Annotated in this window: 18 protein-coding genes; 12 read left to right on the forward strand and 6 right to left on the reverse strand. The window is 64.6% G+C overall.

The window, feature by feature from the left end:
- Positions 1–291: 291 nt before the first annotated feature.
- From XH91_RS30795 to XH91_RS30805, 3 genes are all read left to right on the forward strand, one after another.
- On the forward strand, positions 292–1182 hold the full coding sequence (locus XH91_RS30795) for an N-formylglutamate amidohydrolase (protein WP_128954082.1): 891 nt from the start codon (positions 292–294) through the stop codon (positions 1180–1182).
- A gap of 546 nt (positions 1183–1728) precedes the next feature.
- Positions 1729–2511 carry a histidinol-phosphatase gene (gene hisN / locus XH91_RS30800; protein WP_128954083.1) on the forward strand — a complete coding sequence of 261 codons (783 nt, stop codon included), beginning with the start codon at positions 1729–1731 and terminating at the stop codon, positions 2509–2511.
- A gap of 17 nt (positions 2512–2528) precedes the next feature.
- A complete protein-coding gene (locus tag XH91_RS30805) occupies positions 2529–3494 on the forward strand; it encodes a Bug family tripartite tricarboxylate transporter substrate binding protein (RefSeq protein WP_128954084.1) in 966 nt (321 codons plus the stop codon).
- A gap of 12 nt (positions 3495–3506) precedes the next feature.
- Here the strand turns inward: XH91_RS30805 and XH91_RS30810 are convergent, their stop codons facing one another.
- Entirely contained in the window at positions 3507–4397 is an 891-nt protein-coding gene (locus tag XH91_RS30810; RefSeq protein WP_128954085.1) for a LysR substrate-binding domain-containing protein, read from the reverse strand.
- A gap of 96 nt (positions 4398–4493) precedes the next feature.
- On the opposite strand from XH91_RS30810, the gene XH91_RS30815 reads away from it, so the two are divergent.
- The gene (locus tag XH91_RS30815; RefSeq protein ID WP_128954086.1) at positions 4494–5246 is read left to right on the forward strand and encodes a sulfite exporter TauE/SafE family protein; all 753 of its coding nucleotides are present in this window, start codon (positions 4494–4496) and stop codon (positions 5244–5246) included.
- Positions 5247–5349: 103 nt separating this feature from the next.
- Here the strand turns inward: XH91_RS30815 and XH91_RS30820 are convergent, their stop codons facing one another.
- Positions 5350–5982: a LysE family translocator gene (locus tag XH91_RS30820; RefSeq protein WP_128954087.1), complete on the reverse strand. Its 633-nt coding sequence runs from the start codon at positions 5980–5982 to the stop codon at positions 5350–5352.
- Between the two features lie 224 nt (positions 5983–6206).
- Between XH91_RS30820 and XH91_RS30825 the strand changes: the two genes are divergently transcribed.
- Positions 6207–8003, forward strand: coding sequence for an adenylate/guanylate cyclase domain-containing protein (locus XH91_RS30825; protein ID WP_128954088.1), 1797 nt, complete (start codon positions 6207–6209; stop codon positions 8001–8003).
- A 213-nt stretch (positions 8004–8216) separates the two neighbouring features.
- On the forward strand, positions 8217–11021 hold the full coding sequence (locus tag XH91_RS30830) for a di-heme-cytochrome C peroxidase (protein ID WP_128954089.1): 2805 nt from the start codon (positions 8217–8219) through the stop codon (positions 11019–11021).
- A 170-nt stretch (positions 11022–11191) separates the two neighbouring features.
- Here the strand turns inward: XH91_RS30830 and XH91_RS30835 are convergent, their stop codons facing one another.
- Entirely contained in the window at positions 11192–12139 is a 948-nt protein-coding gene (locus tag XH91_RS30835; RefSeq protein WP_128954090.1) for an alpha/beta fold hydrolase, read from the reverse strand.
- Between the two features lie 214 nt (positions 12140–12353).
- On the opposite strand from XH91_RS30835, the gene XH91_RS30840 reads away from it, so the two are divergent.
- Positions 12354–12815 carry an Hsp20 family protein gene (locus XH91_RS30840; RefSeq protein WP_128954091.1) on the forward strand — a complete coding sequence of 154 codons (462 nt, stop codon included), beginning with the start codon at positions 12354–12356 and terminating at the stop codon, positions 12813–12815.
- A 226-nt stretch (positions 12816–13041) separates the two neighbouring features.
- Complete coding sequence (locus XH91_RS30845; protein WP_128954092.1) at positions 13042–13812, forward strand: alpha/beta fold hydrolase; 771 nt, start codon at positions 13042–13044, stop codon at positions 13810–13812.
- 130 nt (positions 13813–13942) lie between these two features.
- Here the strand turns inward: XH91_RS30845 and XH91_RS30850 are convergent, their stop codons facing one another.
- Positions 13943–14659 (reverse strand): hypothetical protein, encoded by a 717-nt coding sequence (locus XH91_RS30850; protein ID WP_128954093.1) that lies wholly within the window; start codon positions 14657–14659, stop codon positions 13943–13945.
- A gap of 492 nt (positions 14660–15151) precedes the next feature.
- On the opposite strand from XH91_RS30850, the gene gltB reads away from it, so the two are divergent.
- Together gltB and XH91_RS30860 are read left to right on the forward strand one after the other, a co-directional pair.
- Positions 15152–19885 carry a glutamate synthase large subunit gene (gene gltB, locus XH91_RS30855; protein WP_128954094.1) on the forward strand — a complete coding sequence of 1578 codons (4734 nt, stop codon included), beginning with the start codon at positions 15152–15154 and terminating at the stop codon, positions 19883–19885.
- A gap of 144 nt (positions 19886–20029) precedes the next feature.
- Entirely contained in the window at positions 20030–21481 is a 1452-nt protein-coding gene (locus tag XH91_RS30860) for a glutamate synthase subunit beta (RefSeq protein ID WP_128954095.1), read from the forward strand.
- Between the two features lie 196 nt (positions 21482–21677).
- Here XH91_RS30860 and XH91_RS30865 read toward each other — a convergent pair whose 3' ends face one another.
- Positions 21678–23432 carry an outer membrane beta-barrel protein gene (locus XH91_RS30865; protein ID WP_128954096.1) on the reverse strand — a complete coding sequence of 585 codons (1755 nt, stop codon included), beginning with the start codon at positions 23430–23432 and terminating at the stop codon, positions 21678–21680.
- A 195-nt stretch (positions 23433–23627) separates the two neighbouring features.
- Between XH91_RS30865 and XH91_RS30870 the strand changes: the two genes are divergently transcribed.
- Entirely contained in the window at positions 23628–24635 is a 1008-nt protein-coding gene (locus XH91_RS30870) for a KpsF/GutQ family sugar-phosphate isomerase (protein ID WP_164933677.1), read from the forward strand.
- A gap of 145 nt (positions 24636–24780) precedes the next feature.
- Here XH91_RS30870 and XH91_RS30875 read toward each other — a convergent pair whose 3' ends face one another.
- The gene (locus XH91_RS30875; protein ID WP_128954098.1) at positions 24781–25332 is read right to left on the reverse strand and encodes a carboxymuconolactone decarboxylase family protein; all 552 of its coding nucleotides are present in this window, start codon (positions 25330–25332) and stop codon (positions 24781–24783) included.
- A gap of 70 nt (positions 25333–25402) precedes the next feature.
- On the opposite strand from XH91_RS30875, the gene XH91_RS30880 reads away from it, so the two are divergent.
- A complete protein-coding gene (locus XH91_RS30880; protein WP_128954099.1) occupies positions 25403–25735 on the forward strand; it encodes a winged helix-turn-helix transcriptional regulator in 333 nt (110 codons plus the stop codon).
- Positions 25736–25784 lie beyond the last annotated feature (49 nt).

The following is a 25784-nucleotide window of genomic DNA, read 5'->3' on the forward strand; positions in this document are numbered from 1 at the left end:
GTCACTAAGCCCGACAGAGGGTAAATTTGGGGTGAAAATCCTAACCCTGGGCTCGCGCTGCGAGGGGTGTTGTGAACCGGAATACGGGACGAATCAATTCCGGTGGACCCACGCATCCCCGCCTCCCTGCCCACACGGTTAAGACATGTTCCAGCGCGGATCACCGCTTTTTCGCTTGGCAGAATGGTTGCGATTCCGGACAATGACGACACATAAGAGCCGCTCGATCGGCCGAATCATCCGATCTGGACCTGCCGGATCGTGCGGCGTGAAGGGACGAAGCCTGAGAAGATGACCCGGTTTGACGGCGAGGTGTCGCCAGCCTTCGAGATCGTGGAGCCCGCCGAGTGGCGCGCGCCTGTTATCTTCAACTCGCCCCATTCCGGCTCGACTTACCCGGACGAATTCCTGAGCGCATCGCGGATCGACCTGCCGACGCTGCGGCGCTCGGAAGACTCCTTCATGGACGAGCTGATCGGCCATCTGAGCGCACGCGGCTTTCCGACCGTGCGGGTCAACTTTCCCCGCTCCTATGTCGACGTCAACCGAGAGCCCTATGAGCTCGACCCCCGCATGTTCACCGGCCGCCTGCCGAGCTTTGCCAACACCCGCTCGATGCGGGTCGCCGGCGGATTAGGCACGATTCCACGCGTGGTCGGCGACGGCCAGGAGATCTATCGCGACCGCATCGCAGTCGACGATGCGCTGGCGCGGATCGAGACGCTGTACAAGCCCTACCACCGCGCGCTGCGCCGGCTGATCAACAAGGTGCACCAGATGTTCGGCACCGTGGTGCTGGTCGATTGCCATTCGATGCCCTCGGTCGGCGTCAGCAGGGACGAGCCGCGCCGGCCCGACGTCGTGATCGGCGACCGCTACGGCACGAGCTGCACGCCGCTGCTGCCCGACCGCGTCGAGGAGACCATGACCGGTCTCGGCTATTCGATCGGCCGCAACAAGCCCTATGCCGGCGGTTTCATCACCGAGCATTACGGCAATCCGGCCAGCGGCCTGCATGCGGTGCAGCTCGAGTTCAACCGCGCGATCTACATGGATGAGCGCCGCCGCGAGCGCAGCCAGCGCTTTGCGCAAGTGGCGAGCGATTTCGGCGTCCTCGCCGACGTGCTGGCGACCACGATCCCGTTCGGCGATCTCGGCCCGTTCCAGGCCGCAGCGGAATAGAGGCGCGTCTCGAACGATCGACTTGCCTGCAAGAGGCGCGAACGCGTTTTCGCTTCGCTGCGGATCGCGCGCCAAACTGAAACGAGACGGACAAGAAAAAAGGGCCGCTCGCGAATGACGCAAGCGGCCCAAGTCTAGGGAGGAAACGCCCAAGGAGGGCAGCGGTAACGCGAGAAGCGCTACCGCACCGCAACAATATGCGGCCGCGCCGCACAAAGTGCAAGGGCTTTTGAGCCGTTTCCCATGCAAAAACACATGGCTCAGTTGCTCCCAAAGAAACCCAGATTCAGTTTCTTTGATAAGGAAATTCAATGGGTTGATAGTCATTTGCATACGAACAAGGCATGCTCGGAACTAAGTATTCAACTCGGTGATCGATATTTGGCCAGCATATGGCTCGCCAATCGTCTGACTATTTCGCTTGCTGGGGCCGCCGGCTGTCCGGTCCAAAATACCGGGGCGCAAATCAACACAGCGCTGCACGCGGCGAGCGAATTGAGCTAGGCAGATGCGAGCTTCACCCAACTTTCGTTTTGAGGATGCGCCGTGACGGTGATCGACTTCTCAGCCTTCATCGGACGGCTTGCCACGGCCTCCGGCGAGACCATCCTGCCGTTCTTCCGCACCTCGCTGTCGATCGACGACAAGAGCAAGACCCGGGAATTCGATCCCGTCACGGAAGCCGACCGCGCCGCCGAGGCGGTGATGCGGCGGCTGATCAAGGCGAGCTTCCCCCAGCACGGCATCGTCGGCGAGGAATTCGGCAATGAGCGCGAGGATGCCGACTATGTCTGGGTGCTCGACCCCATCGACGGCACAAAGTCCTTCATCGGCGGCTTTCCGATCTGGGGCACGCTGATCGCATTGCTGCACAAGGGCACGCCGGTTTACGGCATGATGCACCAGCCCTTCATCGGCGAGCGCTTTTCCGGCGACAACGGCTCGGCCAATTATAAAGGTCCCTCCGGCGAGCGCCGGCTGCAGGTCCGCCGCTGCGCCTCGCTGTCGGAGGCAACGACCTACACCACCTCTCCCTTGTTGATGAACGAGCGCGATCGCGCCATCTTCGGTCGGATCGAGCAGGGCGCGCGGCTGTCGCGCTATGGCGGCGACTGCTATTCCTATTGCATGCTTGCCGCCGGACATGTCGATCTCGTGGTCGAGACCGAGTTGAAGCCTTACGACATCGCAGCCCTGATCCCGATCGTGACCGGCGCCGGCGGCGTCGTCACCACCTGGGAAGGCAAGCCGGCCCAGGGCGGCGGCCGCATCGTCGCGGCCGGCGATGCAAGGGTCCACGAAGAAGCCCTGAAATTGCTCAACGGATAGGCGAAGCGGGAGCCTGCATGAAAAACTGGCGTAAGCTCCTCCTCTCGATTCTGCTGCTGTTTCCCGCGCTCGCCTCCGCCCAAAACTTTCCGGCGAAACCGATCAAGCTGATCGTGCCGTTCCCGGCCGGCGGCCCCAACGACATCATCGCCCGCGTGATCGGTCAGCGGATGTCGGAGCTCTCGGGCCAGCCGGTGTTGATCGACAATCGCGGCGGCCAGGGCGGCGTGCTCGGCACCGATGCCGTCGCAAAGAGCCAGCCCGACGGCTACACCATCGCCATCTCCTCCGCTGGCGCACTTGCGATCAGCCCGAGCATGGAGAAGGTCGCCTACGACACGCTCAATGACCTCGCGCCAGTGACGCTGGTGGCAACCGTGCCGGAAATGCTCGTCGTCGCCACCAACGTGCCCGCCAAGGACATCGGCGAATTGATTGCGTTGGCGAAAGCCCAGCCGGGAAAGCTCAATTTCGCCTCCTCCGGCCCCGGCAGCCTGCCGCATCTTGCCGGCGAATTGTTCAAGCTGACGGCCAAGATCGACATCGTTCACGTGCCCTATCGCGGCGCGGCGCCGGCCGTGAACGACCTGCTGGGCCAGCAGGTGCAGATGACCTTCCTCGACCTCCCGGTGCTGCTGCCGCAGATCAAGGCCGGCGCGCTCAAGCCGATCGCGGTCGGCTCGGTGGAGCGCGCCCCGACCGCGCCCGACGTGCCGACCACGAAGGAAGCCGGCTTTCCCGATCTGCGCATCGAGAACTGGTACGGCATGGTCGCGCCCAAGGGCACGCCGCGGGAGATCGTCGCCGCGCTGCACGATCTTGCGACCAGGGCGATGGCCGATCCGGCCGTGAAGCAGAAACTCGCGGCGCAAGGGGCAACGCTCGTCGGCGACGAGCCCGAGCATTTTCGCGCCTTCATCGCGGATGAGATGCAGAAATGGGCGAAGGTGATCAAGGACGCTGGCGTCGAGACGGCGAAGTAACGCTCCGGCGCCTCACACCGCCTCCGCCCTTAAATGCTCCACCAGCATCTTGGCGGGCCGCGGCAGCGCCTTGAAACTCCGCGCGCAGATCACGAGCCTGCGGTTGGCGAAGGCGTCGCGCAGGCGGACGATGGCGAGCGGCATCAGCTTGGAGCAGCGGCGCGCGGCGGCTTCCGGCACCAGGGCGACACCGACATCGGCCGAGACCAACTGGCAGATCGCATCGAAGTCGCGCAGGCGCGCACGGAAATGCGGGCGCATGCCGAGCCGCGCGGCGTGCTTCGAAATATGCATCTGGAGCGCGGTGGCGCTGGTGAGGCCGACGAACTCGCAGGCGCCCGCCTCCTGGAAATCGATCTGGCGGCGGCCGGCGAACGGGCCGCGCTTCGACGTCACCAGGGTCAGGCGGTCCTCGCTGAACACGAAGCGCTCGATATGATCGGGCAGCGCGTGCTCGGCGGCAAAGCCGAGATCGGCGGCGCCGGCCGTGATCGCAGCCGCAATGTCGGTGCTCTCGCGCTCCTCGATGTCGATGGCGACGTCGCGATGCTCGCGCAGGAAGCCGGCAAGCGCCTTCGGCAGATGCTCCGACAGGCCCGAGGTGTTGGCGAGGAAGTGCACGCTGGCGCGCACGCCGCTGGCAAAGCCGGCGAGATCGCCGCGCATGGCGTCGACCTGATGAATCACGATCCGCGCGTGATCGAGCAGGCTTTCGCCGGCCGCGGTCAGTTCGACGCCGCGCCGCCCACGCTTGAGCAGGGCGACGCCGAGCGCGTCCTCGAGACCCTTGATGCGCGCGCTGGCCGAAGCCAGGGCCAGATGCGATCGCTCGGCGCCGCGGGTGATGCTGCGCCGGTCGGCGACCGCGATGAAGAGCTGGAGATCGACGAGGTCGAAACGCACGGGTCCTGTCCTCCGCAATCAGCCTTCGTTTCGAACGAAGGCTATCTCCGTAACCTCCAGATTGTGCCCGCGCACCGCTTCGGTCAATGTGGCCTAATGATCGACCCGCTTCTCATCCTCATCGCCGCCGTCTTCCTGGTCGCCGGCTTCGTCAAGGGCGTCGTCGGGCTCGGCCTGCCGACGGTGTCCATGGGCCTGCTCGCGGTGAACATGGCGCCGAGCCGCGCGATCGCGATCGTGATCGTGCCCGCCATCGTCACCAACATCTGGCAGACCTTTGTCGGCCCCTATTTGCGCGACATCCTCAGACGCCTGTGGCCGCTGATGATCGGCACCGTGATCGGATGCTGGCTCAATGCTGGCGCGCTGACCGGCCCCCATGCGCGCTACGGCACCGTCGTGCTCGGCGTGCTGCTGGTGATCTACGCGATCGTCGGCCTCAGCAAATTCAAGTTCCACGTCGCGCCTCGAAACGAGAAATGGGTCGGCGGCGTGGTCGGCGTCGTCACCGGCGTGATCTCGGCCTCGACGGGCGTGCAGGTGATCCCCTCGATGCCATTCATGCAGGCGATCGGGATGGAGAAGGACGAGCTGGTGCAGGCGCTCGGCGTGTTCTTCACCACGGCGACGCTGGCGCTCGCCTTCAATCTTACGGCCGGCGGATTGCTGACTTCAGCCAATGCCGTGCCCGGCGCGGTCGCCATGGCAATGGCGTTTGCCGGGATGTTCATCGGGCAATCGGTGCGGCAGCGGATGCCGGCCGAAGCGTTTCGCCGCTGGTTCCTGGTCGCGATGATCCTGCTCGGCTTTTATCTGGCCGGCAGCGCGCTGCTGAAGGAATTTTCGTGAGGGTAAATCGTGGGTTAGCGAAGCGTAACCCACCAACTTGATTCCGCAATCGCTGAAGCATGGTGGGTTGCGCCTTCGGCTAACACCCCACGCAGCCTCAAAGTTACCGCGCCTCGAGCATGGCGACGCGGATGCCGAGATAGATGAAGAGGCCGCCGAGCGTCCGGTTGACCCAGGCGATCACGCCCTCGGACTGCCGCAGCCGGTGGGCGGCCCTGGCCGCGAACGCCGCCAGAACCAGGCACCACAGCGTCCCCGTGCAAATGAAGATCAGGCCGAGCGTCAGGAAGGCCAGCGGCTTGTGCGGCGCATCGGCTGCGACGAATTGAGGCAGGAAGGCCAGGAAGAACAGCGCGACCTTGGGATTGAGCGCGTTGGTGAAGACGCCCTGCAGGAACACAAGCCGCAGCGAGTTCCGCTCCGCCTCGTCCTTGACCGCCAGAAGCTGCGGCCGCGACCAAAGCATCTGAAGACCTGATAGCACCAGATAGGCCGCGCCGGCCAGCTTCAGCACCCCGAACGCGGTGGATGAGGCCATCAAAAGCGCCGAAAGGCCGATCGCCGCGCCCGTAACATGGAAAAAACAGCCGCAACTGATGCCAAAAGCGGCGGCCGCCCCGCCGCGCCAACCCATCTGCATGCTGCGGCCGATCACATAGACCGTATCGGGCCCCGGCGTGATGTTGAGCAGCAGGCCCGACAGGACGAAGAGCCAGATTTCGTGAATGCCCAGCATCGAAGGTCCTCGCCGCCCGGACGGGCGATCTCAAGGGACTGGCCTTAGTCGGTTCGAACCCTGCCGTCCACCGCCGGAAATGGTTAGGATTCGTATCGAATTTGCAATGCGGATCATACTTTCGTTCGGCTCCATCTGCTCTATAAGGACGCCAGTTCTTGAAATGCTGGATTCGCGGCGACGGCCCCGCCGGTGGCGTCCCGCTCCCTTGGAGCTCCGAGGATATGGAAAGACGTCTGGCCGCCATCGTCTGCGCCGATGTCGCCGGCTATTCGCGGATGATGGGCAGTGACGAGGCCGGCACCCACGCCGCCTTCAAGGCCCATCGCAGCGCGATTCATCCCATCATTCTCAACCATGGCGGCCGTGTCGTCAAAAACACCGGCGACGGCTTCCTGCTGGAGTTTCCCTCCATCGTCGGCGCCGCCGAGGCCGCGATCGCGATGCAGGTGCTGATGGCGGAGCGTAACCATCATCTGCCTGCCGACCGTACCATGCAGTTCCGCCTCGGCATCCACATGGGTGACGTCATCGCCGACGAGGACGAGGTGTTCGGTGACGACGTCAACATCGCCGTCCGTCTCGAATCGGTGGCGAGCCCCGGCGGGTTCGCGATCTCGGCCAAGGCCTACAGCGAGGCGAGCAAGCATCTCACCGTGCCGCTGGTCGATGGCGGCAACCACCGCTTCAAGAACATCAAGGACCCGGTCGGTGTCTGGACCTGGACGCCCGACGGCGCCGCCGCGCTCGCGCCCGAACTGAGGGACGGCTCGACGCTCTCGCAAGCCTACCGCACGGCGATCGTCGGCGTGCTGCCGTTTGCCAATCTCAGCGACGCCCAGGACGAATATTTCTCCGACGGCCTGACCGAGGATCTGATCCACGCGCTGTCGCTGCAATCCTTCTACCGGGTGCTGAGCCGCAACTCGACCTTCGCCTTCAAGGGCAAGAACGCGAGCACGCGCGTGATCGCGCGCGAGATCGACGCCACCTACCTGATTCAGGGCTCGGTGCGGCGCGCCGGCGCCAAGATCCGCGTCACCGCCGAGCTGATCGCGCCGGAGACCGGCGAGCAGCTCTGGACCGGGCGTTACGACCGCGACATCGGCGACCTCTTCGCCATGCAGGACGAGATCACGACCAACCTGTCCGCGGCGATCGCCACCGAGATCGTCCGCGCCGAAGCCTCGGCTCCGGCGCGCCCGACCAACGATGTGAGTGCGTGGGACCGCTTCCTCAAGGGTCTGTCCCATTACTATCGGCTGACCAAGGAGGACCAGAGCGCCGCCGTCGCACTGTTCAGGGAGGCGATCGCGCTCGATCCGAAACTGTCGATCGCACACGCCTATCTCGCTACGGTCCAGATCCAGAGCATCCAGTTCGGTTGGATCAAGGGTACGCGCGAGATGTGGGCGGAAGCGATGTCGCTCGCCGAAACCAGCGTGCGGCTCGACCCGCGCTCCTCCTTCGCGTTCTCGATCCTGTCGTGGGTTCAGGGGATGGAAGGCCATTACGAGGCGGCGATGGATGCCGCCAAGCGCGCGGTTGCTTTGAATCCCTACGACATGGGCGCGCGCGGCGTGCTCGGCATCTGCCATTTCATCATCGGCGAGCACCGGCAGGCGATCGAGCTGTTTTCGATGGCCGCCCAGCGCGGCAACAGCGATCCGCGCTACCAATGGGCCACGCTGAACGCGTTCAGCCACTATCTCCTCCGCCAGTATGACGCGACCCTGTCCTGGGCCCGTGAGCAGCTCTACGTCAACCCGAACCACATGCAGGCCCTGGCGATCCGCGCCGCGGCGCTGGCGCAATTGGGCCGGACCGACGAGGCAGCCGAGGCGACCTCCGTGCTGATGCGCAATTACCCGACCCTGAATGTCGACCGGCATTTGCGGAATTTTCACTGGAAGCGGCCCGAAGACATCGCGCATTACCGCGACGGGCTGCTGAAGGCGGGCGTACCGGCCAGCAAGCTCACTCTGGTCCAGAGCGACGTCAGACGCGCGGCCGAATCCTGACGGCCGTATCCTCTGGGCAATATCCTGAGGGCAGCCTTTGCGTGCGCTGCGGTCTCACCGCGGCATTATTGACAGCAGAGCGAAATCAGCCACACTTCGTCACACCCTGAAGTAGCATAGCTGCGCCACGTCCGCTGTCTGTTTGTTAGGTCTTTCTGCGCTTGATCGGCGCGGCCGCTTTTTCACGATTCGTGTGTTTTCAGGACTTTGCCGATGGATGTCTCCCGCAAGAAGCCTTTTGATCCTTCAATCGAAGTTTCTCCTGATAACCCCTGCCCTTTCCTGCGCGGCCTCGTCGGCGAAGGCTTCGTCGACGGTGGCACCGTGCCGCTGCGGACGCTGTCGCAGACCATCGCAAATGCAAGCGGCGAGACCGGAATCAAGAAAACCTCGGCCCGCATCCAGGTCCGCGGCGTCGCGCTGATCGCCAACGGCGCCTGTCATATCCTGCAGAGCATCTTCTGGGGCGCACAGCTCAACCGCCTGCGCGGTGGGCCGCTCGACAAGCTCGGCGCCGGCTCGCGCATCCTCGGCGTCGACGGCAAGGTCAACGAGGGCCAGATCGCGCGGCTCGCCGGTTTCGGCAGCACCTATGCCGATCCCGATGGCGGCAGCGAGACCGGCCTCAACGCCTCGCAGATCCAGACCTTCATGAACGACAATCTCAAGCGCGCCGGCAATCAGGCGCGCTGGTACTACCCGATCCTGATGAAGTTCGAATGGCCGGTCCTGCTCAAGATCATGGGCAAGGGCGAAGGTGACGACCGCTATCTCAGCGTGGCCGAGGTGAGGACATTGTTCAACGAGCGCAAATTCCCCGAGCGTGTCACCCAGCGGATGGTCAGCCAGCCGGTCCGCCCGCCTTCACTCATCTTGCGCGCCGCCGCCGGCCTCGTCGCCGCGCTCCTCGTCTTCGGCATCGTGGCGCTGCGCTTTCCGGATCAATTCCAGCCGATGCTACCCGGCGTGCTCGGCGACCTCGTGGCACCGCCCTTGCCGAAGCTGGTCGAACCGAAGGCCGCATACTGGCTCGAGCAAAACTGGGCGCTCGAAGACCGGCACTGGTTTCATCACGCGAGCCAGGGCACTGCGACGTTCCCGGTGCCCTATAGCTGGTTCATGGCGCTGGAGCAGCCGCGGCTGCATTTCTTCGCCAAACCCGGCATGCTGCATGACAGCGACCATCTGCAGCGCTTCGGCTTCATCCCGAGCCCTCGAACGATCAACACCGATGAGGCCACGCTGCGCCGCTTCGGCTATGCCAACGTTTACGACAAGACCAAGCCGGTGCCGGCGCGGCTGTGGGATCCGCCGGTCAACTGGGGCAAGCAGGTTGAAAACGTCGATGGCCTGCCCGTCGGCTTTGCGCGCATGACCGGCGTGCCCGATCCCGCGACCGGCAAGATCGGCGAGGACCGCATTGGCCTGACCTGCGCCGCCTGCCACACCGGCCAGATCCACTACAAGGGCATCGACATCAGGTTCGACGGCGGCCCGGCGATGACCGACCTCAGAAAGCTCGAGGTCACGACCGGTCTGTCGATCGCCTACACGCTCTATGTGCCGGGTCGCTTCAAGCGCTTTGCCGACCGTGTGCTCGGCCCCTCCGCCGGCGATGCGGACCGCGATGCACTGAAGCAGAAACTGAGCGCGATCGGCACTTTCCTTGTCGACTGGGAGAAGACCTACGCGAAAACCATCGAAGGCAAGACACGGTTCAACGAGAAGACCAAGCGGGAAGAACCGCAACAGGACACCGAGGAAGGCTACGGCCGCCTCGATGCACTCAATCGCATCGGCAATCAGGTCTTCTCCCAGGACATGACGCTCAGCGGCCTCAGCGGCTTCGAGAAGAATCTGCATGCCAAGGATGCGCCGGTCAGCTTCCCGCCGATCTGGACCGTGCCTTGGCTCAAATATGCGCAGTATGACGCCTCAATCGAGCAGCCGCTGATCCGCAACGCCGGCGAAGCGCTGGGTGTGACCGCGCTGCTGAATCTTTCCGACACCACGCCCAAGGACGCGCTGTTCCGCTCGTCGATGGACATCAAGAATCTGAACTGGATCGAGGATCTTCTGAAAGGGTCGGCGCCCTATCCGAAGAAGCAACTCTCCGGATTGACGTCGCCGAAATGGCCCGCGGACATCTTCGGCGACGATGCCTGGAAGATCGATGGCGAGCGTGTCAAACGCGGCCGCAAGCTCTATGCGGACATTTGCGTCGAATGCCATCTCGGTCCGGTCAACGATCCCGTGTTCGACACCGAATTTCCGCAACAGAGCATCTGGTCCTCGGACCGCTGGCAGACCATCGGCGACGACAAATTCCTGAACGAGGTGCAGAAGAGCGCCCGGGGCATGGGGACCGACCCCTCCCAGGCCAGCGTGCTGGCGACGCGCAAGGTGCAGGTGCCTGGCTTTCTCAAGCTCGATCCCACGCGGAATCTCAATGCCTGGTGGAATTGCAATCTGCCTGAGGTGTCGTCGACCGACATGCCGTACGCGCTTGGCCTGATGGTGCTCGTCGACATCGTCAGTCGCAAGGCAATGGACGACGCCAAGATCGACCCGAAAATTCAGGATATCTGGTGGGGCAAGCGCAAGAACTGCCCCAATTCTGGTCCGCAGCCGCCCGAGGAGAATGAGCCAGGGCCTTGGTATCGCGCGCGCCCGCTCAACGGCGTCTGGGCCACCGCGCCATACCTGCACAACGGATCGGTACCCTCGCTCTACTGGATGCTGAGCCCTGCGACCGAGCGCCCCAAATCGTTCTGCATGGGCGGTGGCCGCGACTACGATCCGAAGCAGGTCGGCTTTGCGGTCACCGACGGCGAGAGCTGCAAGACCGGGCAGTCACGCTTCTCGACGCGAGCCGCTGACGGCACCGAGCTGTTCGGCAACAGCAATGCCGGCCACTCGTTTGATGGCACGCCGGGACCCGGCAAGGACGGCACCATCGGCCGCGTGCTGAAGGAGCAAGAGCGCTACGATCTGATCGAGTATCTGAAGACGTTGTAAAGGGGGCGTGGTCGGACTGCCTCTACACCGTCATTGCAAGGAGCTCTTGCGACGAAGCAATCCAGACTGACTCCGCCGAGACAGTCTGGATTGCTTCGCTGCGCTCGCAATGACGGTGAATGAGGACACTCCGCGAGTCCAACGCACACCGCCCTCGCGGACTCGCCTTTTCACTTGAACAGCGGCGTGCCCGGCACGAACGCATCGAACGCCGCCCAGAACTGGGAGCGGTAGCGGTCCTGCTCCTGGAGGATCTCGTGCTTGGAGCCGGCGATCACCAGATGCGAGCCTGCGCGCAAATGGTAGGCGAACTCCTCGATCGCGGCAGTCGAGACCACGACGTCGTTGGAGGCCGCCAGCATCAGGATCGGCTGGCGGATCTCGGAGGGGTAGTTGATGCCCTTGAAGGTGCGCATGGCGCGGAAGGCGGTATCGGCCCAGGCGACCGTCGGTGACGCCAGGCCAAGTGTCGGGTCCTCCTCCAGGATCGCGACATTGCGCGCATAGCGCACGGGATCGCTGGTCAGCGGATTGTTGATGAACGGCGACAGTCCGGTGAGCTGGTCGCTGCCACCGGGAACATAAGCGCCGCCCCGCCCCAGCAGACGCATCGTCTTCAACAGCGCGCGCACCGGAAACGAGGTGGAGCGACCAGGCAGGTCGATCATCGGCGCCGACAGCACCATGCGGTCGAACCAGCGCTTGCCCGCATGCGCGAGCCGCAACAGCACCGCGCCGCCCATTGAATGGGCCAGCGCGAAGAACGGCGGGGGGCAATCCGGCAGCACCACCTGCTGCACGAAAGCTTCGACGTCGATCTCGTAATCGGAGAAGTTGCGCACATAGCCCTTGCGCGGATCGCGCAGGCGCCGCGCGGAATGACCCTGCCCGCGCCAATCGACCATTGCCACCGCAAAGCCGCGGTCGCGCAAATCGCGCACGGTCTCGAAATATTTCTCGATCTGCTCGCTGCGGCCGGTGAAGACGCAGACCGTGCCCTTGCGGTTCGCCGGCGGCGCCCAGCGCGCAAAGCGCAGCTCGACGCCATCAGGCGTCTTGATGGTGCCGCTGACGACGTTTTCGGGAACGGGGTTGGACGGAATCGAGACCAGCGTCATGAGCGTGCGTAGGCGCCAAGTGCTTGAGATCAAGGGGCGGGAGCGCCGAAAAGGCGCTGATTCCGCCCTCTTGAACGCCGTTTGGACCCACCCATATCATTTCAGTGCAGGCCGCTACCAGTGTTTCGGAACCGGAACATCAGGCTGCACACAGACTAAGCCCGGCCCGATTGGCGGGCGGGTTACCAACAGTCGCTCAACGGAGGACTTGACCATGCGTACCTACGATCTCACCCCTTTCTATCGTTCCACCGTCGGCTTCGACCGCCTCTTCAACCTGCTCGACCAGGCAGGCACGGACGGCAGCCCCGGTTATCCCCCCTACAACATCGAGCGCACCGGCGAGAACGCCTACCGCATCACCGTTGCGGTCTCCGGCTTTGCCAAGGATGAGCTCTCCATCGTCGCGAAGGAAAACACGCTGACGATCAAGGGCGAGAAAGTCGCCAATGAGAACGGCAAATCCGAAGTGCTCTATCGCGGCATCGCCGCCCGCGCCTTCGAGCGCGCGTTCCAGCTCGCCGACTTCGTGCAGGTGAAGGACGCCTCGCTCGAGAACGGCCTGCTTCATGTCGACCTCGTGCGCGAGATTCCCGAAGCCAAGAAGCCGCGCCAGATCGCGATCAACTCCGGCGCTGCGAAGGCGCAGGTGATCGAGAGCTCGGTCGCCGCGTAAAGCCCGATCACAGCCGTCAAGTTGCGAAAACGCCCCGGTGCCCCCGGGGCGTTTTTTTGTTTGCACCGTTATTCGCCCAGTCGCCGCTTCGGCTTTCCCAGAGCATTTTGCTCAATCGCCCGATTGAACTGATGCGCCGCATCACGGCCCGGTGAGCCGACGTAACGCTGCCGTCCGACACGCCGTATTTCGTGTACCGAGCCCAAAAACAAGACGGAGAACGATCGTGACTTTATGGCGCAGCCTTTTCGTCGCCGCGAGCCTGCTGGCCGCTCCCATCAGCCTTGCCCACGCGCAGACCCCGACCACGGTGAGGGCCAAGAACGTCGTGCTGGTGCATGGCGCCTGGGCCGATGGTTCGAGCTGGTCTGAGGTGATCCCGATCCTCCAGGCCGCCGGCCTCAATGTCACCGCCGTGCAGAATCCGCTGGGCTCGCTCGCCGAGTCGGTCGAGGCGACCAGGCGCGTGCTGGCCGAGCAGGACGGACCGACCGTGCTTGTGGCGCATTCCTGGGGCGGCACCGTGATCAGCCAGGTTGGCACCGATCCGAAGGTCACCAGCCTGGTCTACATCGCCGCGCGCGCCCCCGATGCCAATGAGGATTTCATCGCGCTGTCGAAGCAGTTTCCGACGGGACCGGCGCGTGCCGGCATCGTCGAGCGCGACGGCTACACCAAGCTGTCGGAAGACGCCTTCCTAAAATACTTCGCCAACGGCGTGAAGCCGGAGCAGGCCAAGGAGCTCTACGCCGTGCAATGGCCGACGGCCGCCTCGATCTTCGCCGGTCGCACCACGGAAGCTGCCTGGCACACGAAGCCGAGCTGGTACGCAGTGTCGAAGAATGACGGCACCATCAATCCCGATTTCGAGCGCTTCCTCGCCAAGCGCATGAACGCGACCACGATCGAGCTCGACGCCGGCCACCTCTCGCTGGTGTCGCACCCGAAGGAGGTTGCGAATTTGATCCTCGAGGCGGCGGGGTATCCGCGAAGCTGAGCGGCGGATCGCCGAGATGCAAAGGCGCCTGGGGATCTCAGGCGCCTTTTGTTTTGCTCCGTTGTCTTCCCGGCGAAGGCCGGGACGACAATGATGGTTTGGCTGGTGCCTTCGCCTCCAACTCCCAGCGCTACTCCAGTCCCTGCGCTGCCGGCATCTCCTGCGTCGGCAGGATTGTGACGGCCGGCTTGGCCTGACCGACGGTCGGCGCAGTCTCGGCAGGCTTGACCTGCACGGCCGCCGTGTGCTGCGCGGGTTGAGCCTGCGTTGCCTGCTCGGCGGGCTTGGCGGCCGCAACCGGCGTCTCGCCGCGCTGCGGAGCCGACTTGGGCAGCGGCACGGTGCGGCTGGCGACATGCGGGATCGGCGCTGGCGGGCGCGGCGGGCCGCCGCGGACCATGGTCGGCGGCGGCAGCGCGCTTTGCGGCCGGTAAGGAGCAACCGTCGGCTCCTCATAGGCGGGCGCCATGCCATAGGCGTCGGCGGCCGGCATGAAGCGCAAGATTCTTCCGTCGCGGGCGTCGATCACGAGCCGGCCGTCGTCGCCGCGGCGGTCGATCACCGCGATGGTGTAGACCGCGCCGTGCAGGCGTGGGATGCCGAGCGGCGAGAAGCCGTTGTCGCGCAGCACGGCATAGACCTCGGTGGCGGGCAGCAGCACCGGCCCCTCGCCGCGTTCCTCATAGCCGTAGCCGTAACGTTGCGGCGGCGGCGCGTAGGGGCCGTCGAAATCGGAGACCGCGATGTAGGCCCCCCGCTCGGTTCCATTTGCGAGAACCTGGGCCTCCGCGGCATTTGCCACCAGCGCCAGCGCGGCGGCGGCCACACATCCTGTGAAAAACTTCATGGTCGACACGCTCCTGTCAGGCCCCCGAATGATCCGCGCTCTTTCGCTTCTTGCGGCGTGGCGCGCCTTTCGAAGGGCTGAGGCGAAGCTTCATCCGGGATTTCGGCGCCGGCTGGGCCGGATCGGGGCGCGTTTGCTTCAAAACCGGGGCCGCGCAACTTTTGGAAAGCGATCGATTGACTTATGAGGAATCGGGACTTCCGCGCGCTTGTGTGCTAGACAAAAATTTGGCAAGGTGGCGGTTAGGACAGGAAGACTGTCTCAATTTTGCTTGCGGTTCCGGCATAGGGATTGCAACGAAAGTTGGTGCTTTCGAGCACCATAAGGCAAGCAGGAAAAGCCGTTCTCGGGGACGAAGAGCGCCTTGGCCTGAATTTAAGAAAATGCGGCTCGCAGCGGACGAGCGGTGACCCAGAGGCGGGTGCCGCGGAACGCCCAAGGTGCGCCGAAGATGGCGGTGAGGCAGCTTGCCGCACGGAGAGGATTGGAACAATGAACGGGTCGCAATTCGAGCGCGGAAACATCGTGGCAGAAGAGCTGTCGGCGACGGTCGCCTCGAAAACGACCGATCCAATTCAGGAACACAATTCACGGCCCAAAGCCGAAGGCCTGTACGATCCGAGCCTGGAGAAGGATTCCTGCGGCGTCGGCTTCATTGCCAATATCAGGGGCAAGAAGTCGCATGAGATCGTCTCGGACGCGCTGAGCATCCTCTGCAACCTCGAGCATCGCGGCGCCGTCGGTGCCGACCCGCGCGCCGGTGACGGCGCCGGCATCCTGGTGCAGATCCCGCACGCCTTCTTCAGCCGCAAGGCCAAGGAGAACAAGTTCGAGCTGCCGGCGCCGGGCGAATACGCCATCGGCGCATTGTTCATGCCGCGCGACACCGCCTGGCGCAACGTCATCAAGAGCATCATCGCCGACCAGATCAAGGCGGAAGGCCTGACCCTGCTCGGCTGGCGCGACGTGCCGACCGACAATTCCTCGCTCGGCGTCACCGTGAAGCCGACCGAGCCGGCCTGCATGCAGGTGTTCATCGGCCGCAACGGCACCGCCAAGACCGAGGACGAGTTCGAGCGCCGGCTCTACATCCTGCGCAAGTCGATCTCGCAGGCGATCTACCAGCGCCGCGACCGCGGGCTTGCGGGCTATTACCCCTGCTCGATGTCCTGCCGCACCGTGATCTACAAGGGCATGTTCCTCGCCGACCAGCTCGGCAAGTACTATCCCGATTTGCACGAGAAGGATTTCGAGAGCGCGCTCGCGCTGGTGCACCAGCGCTTCTCGACCAACACCTTCCCGGCCTGGTCGCTGGCGCATCCCTATCGCATGATCGCGCATAACGGCGAGATCAACACGCTGCGCGGCAACACCAACTGGATGGCGGCGCGTCAGGCTTCGGTCAGCTCCGATCTGTACGGCAAGGACATCAACCGGCTCTGGCCGATCTCCTACGAAGGCCAGTCGGACACCGCCTGCTTCGACAACGCGCTCGAATTCCTGGTGCAGGGCGGTTACTCGCTGCCGCACGCCGTCATGATGATGATCCCGGAGGCGTGGGCCGGCAATCCGCTGATGGATGAGAAGCGCCGCGCCTTCTACGAATATCATGCCGCGCTGATGGAGCCGTGGGACGGCCCTGCCGCGATCGCCTTCACCGACGGCCGCCAGATCGGCGCCACGCTCGACCGCAACGGTTTGCGGCCGGCGCGCTATCTCGTGACCAAGGACGACCGCATCGTGATGGCGTCCGAAATGGGCGTGCTGACGATCCCCGAGGACCAGATCATCACCAAGTGGCGCTTGCAGCCCGGCAAGATGCTGCTGGTCGACCTCGAGCAGGGCCGCCTGATCCCCGACGACGAGATCAAGGCCGAGCTCGCCAGGAGCCATCCCTACAAGGAGTGGCTGGAGCGGACCCAGATCGTGCTGGAAGATCTGCCGAAGGTGCCGACCACGGGCGTGCGCTCGAACCTGTCGCTTTTGGATCGCCAGCAGGCGTTCGGCTACAGCCAGGAAGACATCACCATCCTGATGACGCCGATGGCGGCGACGGGTGAAGAAGCCGCGGGCTCGATGGGCAACGACACGCCGATCTCGGCGCTGTCGGACAAGGCCAAGCCGCTGTTCACCTATTTCAAGCAGAACTTCGCGCAGGTCACCAACCCGCCGATCGATCCGATCCGCGAGGAGCTGGTGATGAGCCTCGTCTCCATCATCGGACCGCGGCCGAACCTGTTCGATCTTCAGGGCCTTGCCACCACCAAGCGCCTGGAAGCGCGCCAGCCGATCCTGACCGACGCGGATCTGGAAAAGATCCGTTCGATCTCCGAGGTCGCCGAGTCGCACTTCAAGTCGCGCACGCTGGACACCACCTTCCACGCCGGTCTCGGCGCGGCGGGCATGGACCAGGTGCTCGACGAGCTCTGCGCGCGCGCGGAAGCCGCGGTGCGCGAAGGCGTCAACATCATCATCCTGTCCGACCGCATGGTCGGCACCGACCGGGTTCCGATCCCGTCGCTGCTGGCCTGCGCCTCGGTGCATCATCATTTGATCCGCACCGGCCTGCGCACCTCGGTCGGCCTCGTCGTCGAATCCGGCGAGCCGCGCGAAGTGCACCACTTCGCCTGTCTGGCCGGCTACGGCGCCGAAGCGATCAACCCGTACCTGGCGTTCGAAACCATCATCGCGATGAAGGACCGCCTGCCCGGCTCGCTCGACGACTACGAGATCGTCAAGCGCTACATCAAGTCGATCGGCAAGGGCCTGCTCAAGGTGATGTCCAAGATGGGCATCTCGACCTACCAGTCCTATTGCGGCGCGCAGATTTTCGACGCGGTCGGCCTCAGGGCTGACTTCGTCGCAAAATTCTTCGCCGGCACGCATACCCGCGTCGAGGGCGTCGGTCTCGCCGAGATCGCCGAAGAGGCCGTGCGCCGTCATGCCGATGCGTTCGGCGAGGCGCTGGTCTACAAGACTTCGCTCGACGTCGGCGGCGAGTATGCCTATCGCAGCCGCGGCGAGGACCACGCCTGGACCGCGGAATCGGTTGGCCTTCTGCAGCACGCCGCCCGCGGCAATTCGCTGGAGCGCTACCGCGCCTTCGCCAAGATCCTCAACGAGCAGTCGGAGCGCCTGCTGACGCTGCGCGGGCTGTTCCGGATCAAGAACGCGGAGGAAGAGAAGCGCAAGCCGATCCCGCTCGAGCAGGTCGAGCCGGCCAAGGACATCGTCAGGCGTTTCGCCACCGGCGCGATGAGCTTCGGCTCGATCTCGCGCGAGGCGCACACGACATTGGCGATCGCCATGAACCGGATCGGCGGCAAGTCGAACACCGGTGAAGGCGGCGAGGAAGCCGACCGCTTCAAGCCGATGCCGAACGGCGATTCCATGCGCTCGGCGATCAAGCAGGTCGCCTCGGGCCGCTTCGGCGTCACCACCGAGTATCTCGTCAACTCCGACATGATGCAGATCAAGATGGCGCAGGGCGCCAAGCCCGGCGAAGGCGGCCAGTTGCCCGGCCACAAGGTCGACGCGACCATCGCCAAGGTGCGTCACTCGACCCCGGGCGTCGGCCTGATCTCGCCGCCGCCGCACCACGACATCTATTCGATCGAGGATCTGGCGCAGCTGATCTACGACCTCAAGAACGTCAACCCGACGGGCGACGTTTCGGTCAAGCTCGTCTCCGAGATCGGCGTCGGCACGGTGGCCGCGGGCGTCGCCAAGGCGCGCGCCGATCATGTCACCATCGCGGGCTTCGAGGGCGGCACCGGCGCTTCGCCGCTGACCTCGATCAAGCATGCAGGCAGCCCGTGGGAGATCGGCCTTGCCGAAACCCACCAGACGCTGGTGCGCGAGCGGCTGCGCAGCCGCATCGTGGTCCAGGTCGACGGTGGCTTCCGCACCGGGCGTGACGTCGTGATCGGCGCACTCTTGGGCGCCGACGAGTTCGGCTTCGCCACCGCGCCCTTGATCGCAGCCGGCTGCATCATGATGCGCAAGTGCCATCTCAACACCTGCCCGGTCGGCGTCGCGACGCAGGACCCCGTCCTGCGCAAGCGCTTCACCGGCCAGCCGGAGCACGTCATCAACTACTTCTTCTTCGTCGCGGAGGAAGTCCGCGAGATCATGGCCTCGCTCGGCTTCCGCACCTTCAACGAGATGGTCGGCCAGGTTCAGCTGCTCGACCAGACCAAGCTGGTGGCGCACTGGAAGGCCAAGGGCCTCGACTTCTCGAAGCTGTTCGTCAAGCAGAAGGAAGAGAAGGGCCAGAAGATCTATCACTCCGAGCGCCAGAACCATCATCTGGAGGCGGTGCTCGACCGCTCGCTGATCGAGAAGGCCAAGCCCTCGCTCGACCGCGGCGCGCCAGTGAAGATCGAGGCTGCGATCAACAGCACCAACCGCTCCGCGGGCGCGATGCTGTCGGGCGCGGTCGCCAAGATCTACGGCCATGCGGGACTTCCGCATGACACCATCCATGTCGGCCTCAAGGGCACCGCCGGCCAGGCCTTCGGCGCGTGGCTTGCCCATGGCGTCACCTTCGAGCTCGAAGGCGAAGCCAACGACTATGTCGGCAAGGGCCTGTCGGGCGGCAAGATCATCGTCAAGCCGCCGAAGAATTCGGCCATCGTGCCGGAAGAGAGCATCATCGTCGGCAACACCGTGATGTACGGCGCGATCGAGGGCGAGTGCTACTTCCGCGGCGTCGCCGGCGAACGCTTTGCCGTGCGCAACTCGGGCGCGGTCGCCGTGGTCGAAGGCGCGGGCGATCATTGCTGCGAATACATGACCGGCGGCATCGTGGTCGTGCTCGGCAAGACCGGGCGCAACTTCGCGGCCGGCATGTCAGGCGGCATCGCCTATGTGCTCGACGAAACCGGCGACTTTGGCAAGCTGTGCAATCTCAGCATGGTCGAGCTCGAGCCGGTCTTGTCGGAAGAGCTGATCAACGCCGGCACCTATCACCACTCCGGTGACCTCGAGGCGCATGGCCGGGTCGACGTGTTCCAGAACCTGCTCGACTCCGACGTCGAGCGTCTGCACGTCCTGATCACGCGCCATGCGAAAGCGACCGGCTCCAAGCGCGCCGCCGACATCCTTGCCAATTGGAAGGAATGGCTGCCCAAATTCCGCAAGGTGATGCCGGTCGAGTACCGGCGCGCGCTGCGCGAAATGGCCGCCAACGCGGACGCCGAGCCGAAAATCGCGATCGGGGCGTAAGGCATCACACCCCGTCATTGCGAGCGAAGCGAAGCAATCCAGACTTTCTCCCGAGCAACAGACTGGATTGCTTCGTCGCTTCGCCCCTCGCAAAAACGGTTGAAGAAGCAACAAACGATTTAAGCGGCAGGGACTTCGGGTTTAATGGGCAAGATCACGGGTTTTCTCGAAATCGAACGGCACGATCGCAAGTACACCCCGGTCGCCGAACGCGTGAAGCATTACAAAGAGTTCGTCGTTCCCTTGACCGAGAAGGAAACGCGCGACCAGGCTGCGCGCTGCATGAATTGCGGCATTCCCTATTGCCACGGCACCGGCTCGGTGGCGCCCGGCACGCCCGGCTGCCCGGTCAACAACCAGATCCCTGACTTCAACGACCTCGTCTATCAGGGCAATTGGGAAGAGGCCTCGCGCAATCTGCACTCGACAAACAATTTCCCCGAATTCACCGGCCGCATCTGCCCGGCGCCGTGCGAGGCGTCCTGCACGCTCAACATCGACGACAACCCCGTCACCATCAAGACCATCGAATGCGCCATCGTCGACCGCGCCTGGGACAATGGCTGGCTGAAGCCGGAAGTGGCTGCTGTGAAGACCGGCAAGAAGGTCGCCGTGATCGGCTCGGGTCCCGCCGGCATGGCCTGCGCCCAGCAGCTCGCGCGCGCCGGTCACGACGTGCATCTGTTCGAGAAGTACGCCAAGGCCGGCGGCCTGCTGCGCTACGGCATCCCCGACTTCAAGATGGAGAAGGGCGTCATCGACCGCCGCGTCAAGCAGATGGAAGGCGAAGGCGTCACCTTCCACTACAACAGCCATGTCGGCGCCAGCGGCAATGTCGATCCGCGCGAGATGCTCAACCAGTATGACGCGATCGCGCTGACCGGCGGCGCCGAAGCCCCGCGCGACCTGCCGATCCCCGGCCGCGAGTTCGACGGCATCCACTATGCGATGGACTTCCTGCCGCAGCAGAACCGCCGCGTCTCGAGCGAGCCGCTGAGCGGCGTCAAGGAGATCCTCGCCGGCGGCAAGCATGTCGTCGTCATCGGCGGCGGCGATACCGGTTCCGACTGCATCGGCACCTCGCTGCGCCAAGGCGCGCTCAGCGTGACCCAGCTCGAGATCATGCCCGCCCCGCCCGAGCACGAGAACAAGGGCCTCACCTGGCCGAACTGGCCGCTGAAGATGCGCACGTCCTCCAGCCAGGCCGAAGGCGCGATCCGCGAATTCGCGGTGCTGACGCAGAAGTTCGCCGGCGAGAACGGCAAGGTCAAGAAGCTGCACTGCGTGCGCGTCGACGACAAGTTCAAGCCGATCGCAGGCACCGAGTTCGAGCTCGATGCCGAGCTGGTTCTGCTCGCGATGGGCTTCGTTCATCCCGTGCACGAGGGCCTGCTCAAGCTGCTCTCGGTCGAGCTCGACCCGCGCGGCAACGTCAAGGCCAACACGCTGGATTACCAGACCTCGCGCCCGAACGTGTTCTCCGCCGGCGACATGCGCCGCGGCCAGTCGCTGGTGGTGTGGGCCATCCGCGAGGGCCGGCTGTGCGCACGGTCGATCGATACGTTCCTGATGGGGAAGACGGATCTGCCGCGGTAGTTCGGTCGCGCTGCCGCCAGCTCAACCAATGGTGTCATCGCCCGGCTTGACCGGGCGATCCAGTACTCCGAGACGGCGCGGCTAGAATCGAGAAGCCGCGGCGTACTGGATGCCCCGCCTTCGCGGGGCATGACAGCGGGGTGAGTGGCGAGAGTGCCGCTTACCAATACGCATCAGTTCAAATGCGTACACGTCGCTAATTCTGCAGCCTCACCCCCAGCATCACCACCGTCCCTTGCGAGCTCGAGCCGGGCTGGTTCGAATCCAGGATGTCGTGGCGCAGTGTGCCCTTGATCCAGATGTTGCGGTTGAGCTTGTAGATCAAATTGCCTTCGAGCGAGTAGGTCTTGTCGTTGCGATTCTGGCCCTGGTAATCGTAGGTGCCGTAGGTGAACTTGCCGATCGCCGTCAGCCAGCGGCGGAAGTCGTGGTCGACTTCGGCGGCATAGGTATGCACCAGCACGCCGGAGGAGCCGGGGATGGTGGTCTCCGCGATCTGCGTGTCGGTGTTGAATTTCACCGTGGTCAGCCCGCTGGCGTTCCAGATCAGCGAGCCCGAGGTGAGGAAGCCCGAGAGCTGGCTCAGGCGCGGGTCGACATAGTTGCGCGCGGAATAACCGACCGAGACTTCGCCGGTGAGGATTCGCGAGAACTCGAAGGAGGAGCCGACCTTGGCGTAGCCGCCGTTTGAATCGCGCAAATAGCCGTTGCGATCCGCGGCCTGGTCGTGGACGCGGTTGTCGCCTTCGATCTCGACGAACGGCTTTAAGCCCGGCTTCAGCTCATAGGAGAACCGCCCGACGCCGCCATACTGGTTGAAGTCGCGATCGTCGTTGCTGAAGGTCGATCCGTCGGTGAGCTTTGAATCCGTGTAGGCGGTGCGATCGATCGTGGCGCCGGCGGCGACCTGGAAGCGATTGAAGGTCTGGTCGAAGCCGAAGGTGCCGCCATAGGTGGCATAGACGGGATATTTTTGCAGGCCGGCCTGCACGTTCGGGCTGCCGGGATTGTCGGTGGCGAGCCGCAGGCGGAGCTGCGAGGTCAGCTTGAGGTCGCGATCGACGTCGTAACGGCCGTCGACATGGCCGGTGAAGTCGGGGCGATTGATCTCGACCGGCGATGGCGAAGGAAGCCCGTCGATCGTCGCCGGCATGTTGTTGGTGTAGCCGGAGAACGAGCCGCGCAGGTCTGCGACCAGCGCGTGGCGCTCCCAGTCGGACGTCACGAGAAGATCGGGCGCGACGACGAAGACCGGCGATCCGACCGGCTTGCTGAGGCGTGCGGGATTGGTGTCGTAGCCGGTGGAGAGCTCGAGCCCGCCCTTGATCAGGAAACTGCCGGCGTAGTCGCCGACCGCGCCGAACGCATCGTCGTCGACCTTGAGACGACGCCGCAGCGGCTGGCCAGGCACGGTGCCGGCCATCGCCGGCGGCAGTGGCGTCTTGTTCGCGGTCTCCGACGGCGGCGGCGCGATGCGCGGCGGACCGAGCGTGGAGACCGGCGGCGTTGCGGGCGGCACCGGCGAGCCCGGACCAGCTGGCTTCTTCGGCTTCGGCTGGCCCGGATAGAGCTTTGGTTGCTGGCGCTTGCGATTGAGCGAGTCGTAGCCGGAGCCGCTCGCGCCGTTCGCCGCGGGCAGGCCATAGGTCGGCACCTGACCGACGCGCGTCGTCGCGGGCGCATCGGTCTTCTTGCGCGGATCGTCGTTGGGGTCCGGGGGCTGCGGCGGCTGCGGGATCGCGTCCGACGGCGCCTGCAGCACGGCGGCGGTGCGGCGCATCGGCAGCGCGTCGGGCGAGACGAAGCCGCCGCGGCTGGGATTAAACAGGTCGGGCGTGAGGCTCTGGGCGGCCGCGGGCGCGCTTTCCAGCGCTGATAGCAGCAGGCATGGCAAAGCGGCGCGGAAAGCTAACGCGCTGCGGCTCCGGCCCCTGCCTGGAGGCGACCACACGATGGAATAACTCCAACGAAATCAAATACTTCACAGATGGCTTTCCGCAGACTCGCGGGAACCATCGTTAATGGAGTTAAAACAATTATGGTTAATGACCCGTTGAGGGATTTACCGCTCGCGTCGCCTCGTCGGCCGGGGCGTGCTAAGGAGGCTGCCAACGGGCCGACGCCCCTCCTCCCCTGGACCTTGTCTATGCCGAGTTCGAAACCGCTGATGACCTCCTCATCCGGCCTCACCCCTACGTCAGTCGAATCCGCACTCCGCACGCTGGAGACGGAGAGCGGCGGCATCAACGCGCTCGCCGCCGCCCTGCGCGGCCCGCTGGGCGAGGCGTTTGCCAGAGCGGTCGACCTGATCCGTCAGGCAAAGGGCCGCGTCATCGTCACCGGCCTCGGCAAATCAGGCCACATGGCGCGCAAGATCGCGGCGACCCTCGCCTCGACAGGCACGCCGGCCTTCTTCGTCCACACCGCTGAAGCTGCCCATGGCGATCTCGGCATGATCACCACTGATGACGTCATCATGGCGCTGTCCTGGTCCGGTGAGCAGCCGGAGATGAAGACGCTGGTGAACTATTCGGCGCGCTTTGCGATCCCGATGATCGCGGTGACGTCGAACGCGGCCTCCTCGCTCGCCCAGGCCGCCGACATCGTGATCGAGCTGCCGAAGGCACGCGAGGCCTGCCCGCACAATCTGGCGCCGACCACCTCGACCATGATGCAGGTCGCGATCGGCGATGCCATCGCGATCGCGCTGCTCGAAGGCCGCGGCTTCACCGCGCTGGAATTCGCCCATTTCCATCCCGGCGGCAAGCTGGGCGCGATGCTGAAATTCGTTCGCGATTACATGCGCACCGGCGCGGAGATTCCGGTGAAACCCGAAGGCACCAAGATGTCGGACGCCGTCGTCGAGATGTCGGCCAAGGGTTTGGGCTGCGTCTGCATCGTCAACGAGGCGAACGAGGCTATCGGCATCATCACCGACGGCGATCTGCGCCGCCACATGCGGCCCGACCTGCTGACTGTGACGGTCGATGAGATCATGACCCGGCAGCCGAAGACGGTGCCGCCCTCGATGCTGGCGACCGAGATGATCGAGGTGTTGAACACCCGCAAGATCACGACGCTGGTCGTGACCGAGGCGGACAAGGTGGTCGGCATCGTGCATCTGCACGATCTGCTGCGCGCGGGCGTGGCGTAGACCACCACTCTCCCCACTCGTCATTCCGGGGCGCGCCGCTTGGCGCGAGCAATGGTGCGCAGTTGCGCACCTGAGAATCCATTGATCTCTGAGGTTGCGGCCCGATGGATTCCGGGTTCACGCTGCGCGCGCCCCGGAATGACAACTACCGCGGAAACCGCGCCGCTTTCTCCTCCAGCGGCAGCTTCAGCCCGTTCGCCAGATACGACACCGTGCGATAGAAGCCGCACAGCAGCATGATTTCCAAAATCTGCGCCTCGTCATAATGCGCGGACAGCGCGGCGAACTCGGCATCCGTGAATGTCGCGTGGATGTGTAGCGCATCCACCGCGGCGACCAGAGCCTGTTCGGCCGGCGACCAGCAGGCCGAATTCGCATCGCCCGCGACAGTCGCACGAATTTCATCCTCGCCAAGCTTCGCCGCGCCGGCGAAGACCGCGACATGGACGCCCCATTCATATTCGCATCTGTTCAGCGCGCAGGTACGGTCGATGACGATCTCGCGCTGGCGCAGGGAGAGTGGACCCGGATCAAGAAGTCCGCCGGCGCGAAACTTGTCCCAGGCCCGGCGATGGCCCGCCATCACCCGGAACAGCATGAGCGGCGGCGCGCCGCGCATGATGCGGTCGAACTGCGCCTGGACCTCCGGGGGATAAGGCTGATCGAGCGGGGCGATCCGCGGCATCGGGGATGACATGGGCGTTCGTGTTGCTACAATTAACGTAGCAATACGCTACATTATTTGTAGCAAGACGCAAGGGGGTGCGATGGCGAAACAGGTAAGCTCAGGGAAAGTCCGCGGCTCACGCACCGGGCGGCCGATCATGGCGTTGCTCGACATTCTCGGCCGGCGCTGGAGCCTGCGGATTCTGTGGGAGCTGCGCAACGAGCCCCTCACCTCGCGCGCGCTGCGCACCGCCTGCGACGAGGCTTCGCCGACGGTGCTGCAGGCGCGGCTGACGGAGCTGCGTGTGGCGGGGTTTGTGGACCTGGGCGACGGCGGCGGTTATGGGCTGACGCCGCTCGGGCGAGAGCTGTGCGAGATGGTCATGCCGCTGCACCGGTTTGCGGAGAGGTGGCACAGCAAGAGCGGTGCCTGAGTCTGACGGCGCTCCATCCGCAAGCTCGCCATTGCGAGCGCAGCGAAGC

This window comes from Bradyrhizobium guangzhouense, from assembly GCF_004114955.1.
Lineage (GTDB): Bacteria > Pseudomonadota > Alphaproteobacteria > Rhizobiales > Xanthobacteraceae > Bradyrhizobium > Bradyrhizobium guangzhouense.